This window comes from Echinicola arenosa (assembly GCF_014841125.1).
Taxonomy (GTDB): Bacteria; Bacteroidota; Bacteroidia; order Cytophagales; family Cyclobacteriaceae; genus Echinicola; species Echinicola arenosa.
Genome location: NZ_JACYTQ010000001.1, coordinates 940,601 through 952,272, shown reverse-complemented (window position 1 = coordinate 952,272; position 11,672 = coordinate 940,601). Strand labels below are relative to the sequence as shown.

General features: G+C 39.5%; 7 protein-coding genes. All 7 read left to right on the top strand.

Annotated elements, in window-relative coordinates; genetic code table 11:
- The 7 genes from IFO69_RS03555 to IFO69_RS03525 all read left to right on the top strand — a co-directional run bounded on the left by IFO69_RS03555 (position 1) and on the right by IFO69_RS03525 (position 11,647).
- Positions 1–1,833 (top strand): RagB/SusD family nutrient uptake outer membrane protein, encoded by a 1,833-nt coding sequence (locus IFO69_RS03555; protein ID WP_192008342.1) that lies wholly within the window; start codon positions 1–3, stop codon positions 1,831–1,833.
- 39 nt (positions 1,834–1,872) lie between these two features.
- Positions 1,873–2,835, top strand: coding sequence for a discoidin domain-containing protein (locus tag IFO69_RS03550; RefSeq protein ID WP_192008340.1), 963 nt, complete (start codon positions 1,873–1,875; stop codon positions 2,833–2,835).
- 429 nt (positions 2,836–3,264) lie between these two features.
- Positions 3,265–3,834, top strand: a complete 570-nt coding sequence (locus IFO69_RS03545; RefSeq protein WP_192008338.1) for an RNA polymerase sigma factor — start codon at positions 3,265–3,267, stop codon at positions 3,832–3,834.
- Positions 3,835–4,291: 457 nt separating this feature from the next.
- Positions 4,292–5,254, top strand: a complete 963-nt coding sequence (locus tag IFO69_RS03540; RefSeq protein ID WP_192008336.1) for a FecR family protein — start codon at positions 4,292–4,294, stop codon at positions 5,252–5,254.
- An 82-nt stretch (positions 5,255–5,336) separates the two neighbouring features.
- Positions 5,337–8,741: a SusC/RagA family TonB-linked outer membrane protein gene (locus IFO69_RS03535; protein ID WP_192008335.1), complete on the top strand. Its 3,405-nt coding sequence runs from the start codon at positions 5,337–5,339 to the stop codon at positions 8,739–8,741.
- Between the two features lie 20 nt (positions 8,742–8,761).
- Positions 8,762–10,582, top strand: a complete 1,821-nt coding sequence (locus IFO69_RS03530; protein WP_192008334.1) for a RagB/SusD family nutrient uptake outer membrane protein — start codon at positions 8,762–8,764, stop codon at positions 10,580–10,582.
- A 12-nt stretch (positions 10,583–10,594) separates the two neighbouring features.
- On the top strand, positions 10,595–11,647 hold the full coding sequence (locus IFO69_RS03525) for a DUF5126 domain-containing protein (protein WP_192008333.1): 1,053 nt from the start codon (positions 10,595–10,597) through the stop codon (positions 11,645–11,647).
- Positions 11,648–11,672: the final 25 nt, after the last annotated feature.

Genomic DNA, 11,672 nt, shown 5'->3' with positions numbered 1-11,672 from the left:
ATGATGAACTTAAAAGATAAAAAATATAGATTAATTGCTTTGGCATTAATGGGGCAGTTACTTTTCTCTTCAAGTTGTAATGAGGACTTTTTAAATACTGTTCCTGATAATATCACTACACTAGAGGACGTGTTTACCAACAAAAACATGACTGAGGAATGGCTGGCAAGGATATACAACCCTATTCCCCAGATGTGGGATCAACCTTACGGTACGCCATGGAGTGGTCAGTCTGATGAAGTAAACTATGCATGGTCTCAACCAGCGATCAATTCAGGGGCGCTTACACCAGTAAATACCGACCCAAACCATTGGGACTGGTATTATCAAACCATTAGGTCAGCAGGTATTTTCCTCGAAAATATTGACATGAACCAAGAAATATTGGAGCAGCCGGGGGGACCACAGTTGATTTCCCAATACAAGGGAGAGGCCAGGTTCCTGAGGGCATATTTCTATTGGTTGATGATGAAGCAATATGGGCCAATAGTGATTATGGGGGAAAGTACATTGCCGCCGGAAGCGGATTTTCAAATCCCTCGAAGTACTTGGGATGAAAGTGTGGCGTATGTGCTCTCTGAGATGGATAAAGCCTATGAGTTGGTGCCTGAAAAGCATTTAAACCCTAATAATCCCAATCAGGAGGATTTACAGCAAACAGGTAGGATAACCAAGCCAATCATAAAAGCCGTACAATCCCAAATTTTGCTGTATCATGCCAGCCCTTTGTTTAATGGAAATACAAGTTTGGGCAATTTCAAAAACCAAGATGGGACTGTTTTATTTAACCAGACTTATGAAGAGGAAAGATGGAAAGATGCAGCAGATGCAGCGAAAGAAGTGATAGACATGGGATTATGGGATCTATATGAAGTAGACCATGAAGATCCTTTTATGAAGGGATATCTCTCTAGTAAAGAATTGATGTACGATGGTTGGGATACAGAGGGGATTTGGTTGAGACCGGACAATAATGTTAATGGTTCTTGGGAGAGACATTGTTCTCCAAGGAATGCCAATGGTCAAGCTTGGAATGGTATTGCGGTTACCCAAGAGATGGTGGACGATTTTAGAATGGCCAATGGGAAAAGTATAGATGATCCAACCAGCGGATATACTGAAACAGGTTTTACTTCAGAGGCGAGTGAATTATATGCGGCTGGCACTTATAACATGTATATCGGTAGAGAGCCTAGGTTCTATGTCAATGTAACATTTAATGGTGCTACTGTGCCTGTGGTGTCTGTGCCCGGGTCTGATTATGTGGAATTTTATTTTAGTGGCAATAGTGGTAAGCAAGGTGCCCCGCGGGATTGGCCAATTACAGGGTATACAGCAAGGAAGAACATTCACCCTAATACTGATTTCAGAAGCGGGACAAACTTTGCAAGGCCGGCCATGATGATCCGCCTGGGAGAGATCTACCTGAATTATATAGAGGCACTCAATGAATATTCTCCAGGCCACCCAGATATATTGATCTATCTCAATGAAATCAGAAACAGGGGGGGATTGGCAGAATATGAAGGAAATACTGATCAGGCTACTATGCGAAAGGAAATCCGCTTGGAGAGACAGATTGAATTGATGTATGAGGGGCATCGCTACTGGGATGTAAGAAGGTGGAAAATTGCAGATACTGAAGAAGACCACCAGGGAGGTGAGTTTCATGGGATGAATATTGAGGCAGGTGGTTATATGTCCGATCCGGCATTCCATCAAAGAGTGGTTGCCTTTACCCGGACAGACTGGAGAGATAAATTCTATTTTTATCCAATACCTCAAAGGGAAATCGACAGGAATAAAGTTTTGGTACAGTTTCCTGGTTACTAGTCGGTAGTTAGATTTCAAATTAAAAACGTAGTAAACAATATGAAAAAATATAATTTATTTCATTTGGGGATGGCTGGCTTGCTTGTAATGGCAACTTTGTCCTCTTGCGAAAATGATGAGCTTGAAATCAGTCCTTTTGCACAGATTTATATGCCTCAAGCCATTGATAAGCCTTCCCAGCATACTTTGGTAATGACAGATAGTGCGCAGGCCCTCGTCTTTGGGGCAGCCTACGGGTCCCCTGATGTGTTGGGTAAGGACATGGATATCCAGTTTGAATTGGCTCCAGAAATGGTGGCTGGGTTTAACCAAGAAAATGGAACGGATTACGAATTGATGCCTGAAGGAAGTTATGAGCTTTCTGGAGATCAGGCTTTTATTACTGCCGGCGAAATGCAATCCGAATCGCTGAAGCTGTGGGTAAATCCTGGTAAGGGGTTTGATTTTGAAACGAAATACCTGCTTCCTGTGACCATCAAATCAGTACAGAGTGATCTACCAGTCAATGAAGCATTAAGGACCACGTATTTTTTGGTGGACGCCAACCCACCTGTTTATGAGGCTTTTGATCGGTCGCAATGGAATGTTTATGATGTTTCTTCAGAAGAAGTTTCAGGAGAAGGCGAAAACAATGGACATGCCAAGCATGCTTTGGATGGGGATATAGAAACTTTCTGGCATACACAATGGCAGGGAGCATCCCCTGGTTTGCCTCATATAATAACTGTTGATATGGGTGAAAGTAAGTTGGTCAATGGTTTTTCATTTATCCAGAGACAGAATAGAGGGACAGGAAATGTCAATGAGTTGTTTATTGAATTAAGCGAGGATGGTGAGAATTGGACCCAGGTAGAGATATTCCCGGGAAACCTTCCTAATGACAATAATAACAATCCGGTATTTCTGACAAGTTCAAGCAATGCCAGGTACTTTAGGGTGACGATCACTAGTACCTATGGAAATACCAATTTTACCCATTTAGCAGAGATATACGGATTCTAATCGCTGTTTCATTCGAGTAAAGACAAGTTAAATCAGCTCCAAATTATTTTGGAGCTGATTTTCTTTTTTTAGGCAGCAGTGGAATCTACAGAATCTGAAGGGTTAAAGGGATTTTTGATTGTATAGTGATTGGATTGGTGCGGTGGTGCTTTTGGTTAAAAAAGATGTTCTCTGAAATAGTAGCAACAAACTACCGTATTGAGGATATAGATCAACCTACAGAAAGATAGGGTGGGTTTAAGAAAGAGTTGAATCAGATAACATCTTTGTGGAATGGCAAAGGTTTTTAGTTTTTATAAGGTATTGATATGAAGTTTTTTATGTGGAAAAGGAAATAAAATGAAAAAAATTAATAATGTTATGATTATTAATTTTTTATGTTAATATTGTGAGTGCTTCATAAAGCGAAAAAAACCATTCCATCCATTTATGATTGAAAGAAGCCTCGATATTGAACTTATTAATAGGATGCGGCAAGACGATACTGCCGCTTTTAGAGAGGTTTTTGAAAAGTATTGGGAGCAATTATTTGCGGCTACTTTGAAAAGGCTGGAATCTCAGCAGCTGTCAGAGGATATTGTTCAAGAGGTTTTTGCAGATATATGGAAAAGAAGAAAGACGCTGAAGATAAAGACCAACTTTCAGAGTTACTTACATACTGCGGTCAAGTACCATGTTTACAAAGCTATAGATCAGAGAAAATGGGATGGTAGTTTGGAAAGAATTCATCAGTCGCACCTTGGGTCAAGATCCAATGAAGTGGAATTTGATGAGTTATTTGATCAACTGGAAGTAGCCTTGGAAAAATTACCGGAGAGACAACAACTAATTTTTAAGATGAGCAGGTTTGAGGGGCTTAAATGTAAGGAAATTGCAGAGAAGCTTCAGTTGTCCCAGCAGACCGTTCATAACAACCTCCATAAATCGCTCAGCGTATTACGAGTGGAGTTAAAGGATTATGCTCCTTTGCTTTTTTTAATACTTGTTGCTGCCAATTGACTTTGTTAAGCTGCTAACTTGAACATTTGTAGGTAGATACAAAGCTTCTCTAATTGTTGTGGAAAGATTTTTCCAAATAGGAGCACTTTTTTAATAGCTTCAGACATAATTCCCCTTCTTCATATTTATCCCTTAGGTTTTCAGAGAATAAATAATCTTTTGAACTGTTATTGAATGATTCTGATATTAATTCAGCTGAAATTATGGCTAGTATCTGTTGGGTAATGTATTTGTTTTGTTAAATAAATGAATTTTAGTAATAAATATATTTTTTGAGTTAAATGTATGTTATTTTTTTAATAAACATAATATTAAAGGGGTTGTGTTAATTTTTTCGTAATTAACAACTAGCTGTTGAATGATTTTTGGAATTAAGATTAATGTTTTTTGAGTTTTTTTGATAATAAATTTTGAATACGAGAGGTAGTAAAATAAAGTTTTCATCACTTAGAGATATATGAATGATGAAAACCTAAATAAGAAGCGACTCAGACAGTTGGTCAACAAGCTTTTCAAAGCTCAGATAACCCAAGAAGAAAAACAGTTGCTGGATGACTGGTACTTATCCAAAGAGGAGGAAGATCCGATCGTCTACACAGATCTTTCTAAAGAGGAGTATAAAGAAAAGCTCTATCAAGCTACTTTGGATAAAATCAAAAAAGGAGATACCAAACGAAATGAGGGCTTTACTTTTTTGACTAAGTTGGCTGCATCTGTCAGTATCATATGTGTAGCCGCTACAGTATTGTTTTATTTTTTAACAAGTACTGAACATCAAGAATTTTTGACTTATAAAAGTGAGAAAGGAGAGAGGAAGAAAATTGAGCTTCAGGATGGGACACAGGTTTATCTTAACGGTAATAGTGTGTTGAAAGTGAACAAGGAGTTTGATGAGGCCCGACATGTCATGCTTGAAGGAGAGGCGTTTTTTAAAGTGAAAAGAAACGAATCACTGCCATTTCAGATAAAAACTCATCAGTTGACAACTACTGTCTTGGGTACTTCTTTCAATATCAATGCAAGGTCTGAGGCTAATGAATCCGTAGCGGTAAAGTCAGGTAAAGTAATGGTGGCCTCAAATAGGAAAGAAGAGGAGGTCATAATAGAAAAAGGTGAGCAAGCCATTTTTTATGAAAGTAATCTATCCAGCTCTCAAATAGAGAATGAGGACCTTGTGTTTGGGTGGCAATCCGAAAAACTGGTGTTTTTCAATGAAACCATAAACGGGGTGGCCAAAAAGTTGGAAGAATGGTATGGTGTGGAAGTGGAAGTATTCAGCAAAACTTCAAAAGAGTGTTTGATTACCGGGACTTACAAAAACCTGACCATTGATCAGCTTTTAGAGATTATCCAATATTCAACCAATATAAATTATACCATCAATGAGAAAAAAGTAATGATTATTAATGAAGGATGTTAATGGCAAAGCTGCTGGCACAGCCTTGCCTTAACTGGAGTAAAGCAATTAGAAAATCACTTAAACTCTTTACAACAATAAAATTATGAAAAAAAATCTACTTATCCTGCTTATGAGGGTAACCACAAGAATGCTATGTCTCGCTGCAATCATTGGCCTTACAATGGCCGTCAGCTTAGCGGGGAACCTAAGTGCTCAAAACCTTAAGGACACTTTTGTGAAGGTGGACAGCCGAGAGTATACCCTGCAGTCTTTGATCAGACTGATCGAAGAACAAACTGATTTTAATTTCTCTTATAAGGGGGATTTTGACCTGAGCTATCAAATCAGCGTAAATCAAAACAGCAATGATCTAAAGTCGATCCTGGGAGAGGTGAAAAACCAATCTCCTTATAATTACAAACAAATCAATAACTCCATTGGCTTAAGCTTAAAACAGGAGGGTGCTACACTTTCCAAAGTGCAAGATGAGCGAAAGATTCGTGGTGTGGTGATGGATAGAAGTGGAGTGACTATTCCAGGTGCAAACATCATAGAAGTCGGCACCACTAACGGTACAGCCACTGATATAAATGGCAACTTTGAAATTACCTTGACCACAACCAATCCTGTTGTTAAAGTTTCTTTTGTTGGATACCAATCTCTTGAGGTAAACATTGGAGCTTCCAGTGTTTATGAAATTGTTTTGGAAGAAGATCAAGAAGCTTTGGATGAAGTAGTCGTAGTTGGTTTTGGTGAGCAGAAGAAAGTTTCTGTGGTGGGGTCAGTGACCACCATTAAACCAAAAGAACTAAAAATACCCACTTCGAATCTTTCCCAGTCATTTGCGGGAAGACTTTCAGGAGTAGTGGCCGTACAGCGTTCGGGTGAACCGGGTAGAGATGCAGCCCAATTTTGGATCAGAGGTCTGGCCACTTTTGGAAACACCAATCCTTTGGTGTTTATGGACGGAATAGAGATTTCCATTGGAGATATGAACAGCATTGACCCCATGAATATTGAGAACTTCTCTATCCTTAAAGATGCCTCTGCGACGGCTATCTATGGTGCCCGAGGCGCCAATGGTGTGATTTTGATCGAAACCAAAAGAGGGGAGATTTTAGATAAGCCGCAGGTGAATATCATGATGGAAAACTCATTTATGAGCCCTACCAAATTGCCAGAGTTTGCGGATGCGGTGACTTTTATGGAGATGTACAATACCGCAAGAAGAAATCAAAACCCTTTTCAGCCGGCTAAATATACCGAAGAAAAAATACAAGGTACAAGGGACGGTTTGGATCCATATGTTTTTCCTAATGTGGACTGGATGGATGAATTATTTAAAGATTATTCCACGCGTCAGTATGCCAATGTGAATGTTCGTGGTGGAGGTAAGATGGCTAAATACTATATGGCGGTATCCTATTATAAAGACCAAGGGATTTTGCGTAAAACTGATGTCAATGATTTCAATAATAATATTGACCAGAATCGCTATAATTTTGTCAATAACATCACTGTCAACGTTTCTCCAACCACAGAATTGGAGCTGAACCTCAATGCAGATATCATTGACTACAATGGTCCGGCGGTAGATGCTTCTGGGATTTTTGGAAATGTGATGAATTCAAACCCTGTTCGTTTTCCTGTAACCTATCCAGCTCAAGAAGAAACGGGGTATATCTGGTTTGGAAATAAAACCGGTGGTTTTGTAAACAATGCATTTTATAACCCTTACGCTGATTTGGTAAAAGGGTATAGGGAAAGAAACAACTCAACTTTGCTTTCGACAGTCCGGATCAGACAAAACCTGGATGTGGTAACCAAAGGGCTTTCATTTGCTGGATTGGCTTCTTTTAAAAATTGGACTTCTTCACAAATCACTAGGTCGTACGAACCTTATTTCTATGAAATGACTGGGTATGAATTTGATGAAGCCACTGGTCAATATATTTATGATTTGGGGCTGATCGGACAAGGCGGGCGTGAAGCTTTGGCGCAGTCGGGCTCCAATAATGGGGACAGATCTCTTTTTTTCCAAGCTTCCTTAAACTACAATCGTTCTTTTGAGAAACATGATGTGGGAGGCCTTTTGGTGTATTTACAAAGGCAATATAATACCAATATTGTAGGAGGAAATTTAACAGCTTCTCTTCCAAGTAGAAACCAAGGAATCTCAGGGAGGGTAACTTATGCTTATGACGAAAGATACCTGCTAGAGGCCAACTTTGGTTATAATGGATCGGAAAACTTTATAGAAGGTAAACGCTTCGGTTTCTTTCCATCTGTAGCTTTTGGGTATGTGCTGAGCAATGAAGCGTTTTTTGCAGGCCTGACCAATACGTTTAGTTTGTTGAAAATAAGAGGTTCCTTTGGTATTTCAGGTAATGATCGTATTGGCGACGAGAGATTCCCTTATCTAAGTAATGTGAACTTGAGTGCTGGTGATGGGGCAGGATATACCTTTGGGGAGAACTTTAATAATTCGAGAAATGGAGTGGTTATCAATCGTTATGCCAATCCTAATATCACTTGGGAAGAAGGCAAGAAGCTTAACCTCGGAATGGACTTGGAACTTTTCAGTAAGTTGATGTTGAATGTAGATGTCTTCAAAGAGATCAGAAGCGGGATTTTTATGCAAAGAAATACCGTTCCTGGTACTATCGGGGTGGGTGATGCAAAGCCTTATGCCAATTTGGGTAAGGTTGAAAACAAAGGTATTGACCTTACTTTGGCTTATAATCAGTCTTTCGGTCAGGATCTGATGGTTTCGACAAGAGGTACCTTTACTTTTGCCAGAAACAAAATTCTTGAAATCGACGAACCTAATAGATTATATCCATACTTGTCCAGAGTGGGTCAGCCAATCAACCAATTGTGGGGATTGCAGGCAGAGAGGTTGTTTATTGACCAAGCTGAAATAGATGCCTCCTCCACCCAGACTTTTAGTGGACAGTATTACCCTGGAGATATCAAGTATACCGATGTATCTCAGGACTATGATGGTTTTGAGCAGATTGATGCGAATGACCGCGTGCCTATGGGGCATCCTACGGTGCCAGAAATTACCTATGGTTTTGGTGTAAATGTGATCTACAAGAAATTTGACTTTGGTGTTCTTTTCCAAGGTGTGGCCAACACTTCTTTCTTTATCAATAATATTCAGCCTTTTGCCCAAAACGAAAGAAATGTGCTGAAAGCGATAGCGGATGACTATTGGACTGAAGAAAACCAGAATTTCAATGCTTTCTATCCTCGACTTTCAGAATTTGATAATCCAAACAATACTCAAAATTCTTCTTGGTGGTTGCGTGATGGTGCTTTTGTCAGATTGAAAAATGCAGAAATAGGTTACCAATATAATCCAAAAGTTAGATTCTATTCCAATGGAGTGAATTTAATGACCTTTAGCAAGTTCAAATTATGGGATCCAGAGCAAGGTGGAGGAAATGGTTTGGGATATCCGCCACAGCGAGTGATCAATATTGGTGTTCAGATTAACCTTTAAAATTGCAAGAAATGATATCAATGAAAAATAAGATAAATAAAGTTGTTTTGGGGCTTTCCATGGCTGGCGCTTTGACAGTGAGTTCATGTAACTATTTGGATATTGTCCCTGATGATGTAAGTACCGTTGAAGATGCTTTTAAGCGTCCCAATGAAGCAATGAACTTCCTTTACTCTCTTTATGGATTTATGCCTGCTGAGAATGATATGTTCAGTGCAATTGCTTTGTGGGGTACTGATGAGATGGTGACTCCTTGGGATCGCTCTCATTATTATGCCAAAAGAATGATGAGAGGAGAGTTAAATGCGACAGATCCATTTTTTGACTATTGGACCCCTAGTGGGGAGATAGATATGTATGATGGGATCAGACAGTGCTATATTTTCCTTAATAACATTGACGATACCCCGGGCTTTACAGCTGCGGAGATTACCAGAATGAAAGGAGAGGCTACATTTTTGATCGCTTATTACCATTTCAATCTATTGAGGCAGTATGGGCCAATTGTTCTTATGGAAAATGAGGTACCATTTGATGCTCCTGAGGAAGTTTATTTCGCGGCAAGAAAACCATATGATGTTTGTGTGGATTTTATCGCTGGCAAATTTGATGAGGCGGTAGAGTTATTGCCAGATAATGTTGCTTCATCGAGTGAAGCAGGAAGGGTGACCAAGGTAATTGCCCAATCCATAAAAGCTAGAATGCTATTATATGCGGCCAGTCCTTTGTTCAATGGGAATTCGGAGTTTTACGATGGTTTCACTAACAAAGATGGAACGCCTTTGATGAATACCAGTTATTCGGAAGAGAAATGGTTGCGAGCTGCGGAAGAAATAAAAAAAGCAATAGACCAAGCTGAAGCTATGGGAATCAAGTTGTATGAACATACTGCAGTAGAAGGAGGGACAGGTGAGCAAGGTAAATACAACTACCGTTATTCGATGGTGGAGCCTTGGAATGAGGAATTGATTTGGGGTTACAGCATACCAGAGGGATATTACGGTTGGCAGCGTCACAGTATGCCTAGGGTAGCCGGTGCAGCTTATAATGGCCAAGCTCCTTCAATTTCTATGGTTGAAAAATACTACACCAAAAACGGTCTGCCAATAGATGTCGATCCGGAGTTTGATTATGAAGATCGCTATGATTTGGCAGATAGTACCATTGCACTGCACCGAAACAGAGAGCCTAGATTTTATGCTTCAATAGCCTTTGATAGAGGAACTTTTATGGCCAATGGAGATGAAGTGCCAATGTATCTCAGAGAAGGAGAACAACATGGCTGGAGCAGTGGACAAAATAATTATTCTCCAACTGGCTACTTGGTTCAAAAAGGTGTTCATCCTGAAACCATTATTACAGCAAGTCAAGATCAAATGGTTAACTACCCTTGGCCATTGGTAAGGTTGGGAGAACTTTATTTGGACTATGCAGAAGCTTTGAACGAGTATTACGGAGCGGCTAGACATACTGAAGTAATTGAATATTTGGATGAAATCCGAACCCGTTCGGGTGTGCCCACCATTGCTGAATCTTGGGCGTTAGTAGGTAAATCCAGTTTTAGTAAAGCGGAAATGCGGGAGATTATCAAGCAAGAAAGAAACATTGAACTCGCATTTGAGGGACACAGAGCTTGGGATGTGAGAAGATGGAAAGAAGGGGTAGAAGAATTTGATGTGGCCGCCCAAGGCTTGAATATTACTGCCAATTCTCCTGATGAGTTTTATAGGGTAGTCAATACAGAAAACAGGGTGTTTAATTCACCTTCTTATTATCTGTTTCCAATTAGAATTTCCGAGTTGGAGATCAACCAAAATTTAGTTCAAAATCCGGGATGGTAAAATTAAGCATTTATGAAAAAGAGAATGATTAAATATATATATGGGCTATTGCTTTTGGGCTTTGCCACGTCTTGTATGGAAGATGAGGAGGTAAAACTGCCTGATGGCCCAGGTAATATTCAAGCAGAAGCTGGATATGGAGAAGTGGTTTTTAGTTGGGATTTTCCACAAGATCCCAATGTAGTATTTGTGAAAGTGACCTATCAAAACTCTGCTGGGGAAAACAAACACCAAAAGTTTAGTCAGTATGCTGAAACGGCAGTAATTGCAGGGTTGGAAGAAAGAGCGTATGATTTTGAAATTAGCTTGGGTGATAAAAATGGGAACCTATCAGATTCGAAGATGGTCTCAGTTACTCCCAATAAGCCTCCTTACCTTTTTGTGGCGGAAACAGTGGAACTCATACCGGATTTTGGTAGTGTAAAAGTGCTTTGGGAAAATGTTACAGAAAGAGAAGTCGCCATCAATGTGAAATACACAGATGTAAATGGTCAGCCCAAAACGGAAGTTTTTAACTCCAGTGATGTTCAAGGTCAAGGGGAAATCACAGATGTGGCTGCTGTAGAACAAACTTTTGAAGTTTATGTAGCCAACCCAACAGGTTTGTTATCAGATTCAGAGATGATTTCTGTGGCACCATACGCTGAAGAAAAATTAGATAAAGCGAATTGGGAAGTGATTGATATTTCAGCAGAAGAGCAAGAAGGTCAGAAGTTTAATTTGTATGATGACGATATCAGTACATTTTGGCATTCTCCATGGTCTTGGTCCCAACCTAATTACCCACATTACTTTATAATTGATTTAAAGGAAGAGAAGGTAATCAGTAGAATAGGTCTAGTGAATAGACAGAATGACTCTAGAGGGATGACCAAGGTAAGTTTCTCAGGAAGCACGGATAATGAAAACTGGACGGAGCTAGGAGAGTTTGATTTTGAGCAAATAAATGATGAGCAGAAATTTAGATTAGTGTCCAATCCAACTTTGAGATATATTAAAGTGACGGCTTTAGAAGGGTCAAACTTCTTTACATTTCTTGCAGAAGTGTATTTGTATGGACAGTAAATAAATTATTTTATCAACCTGTAGG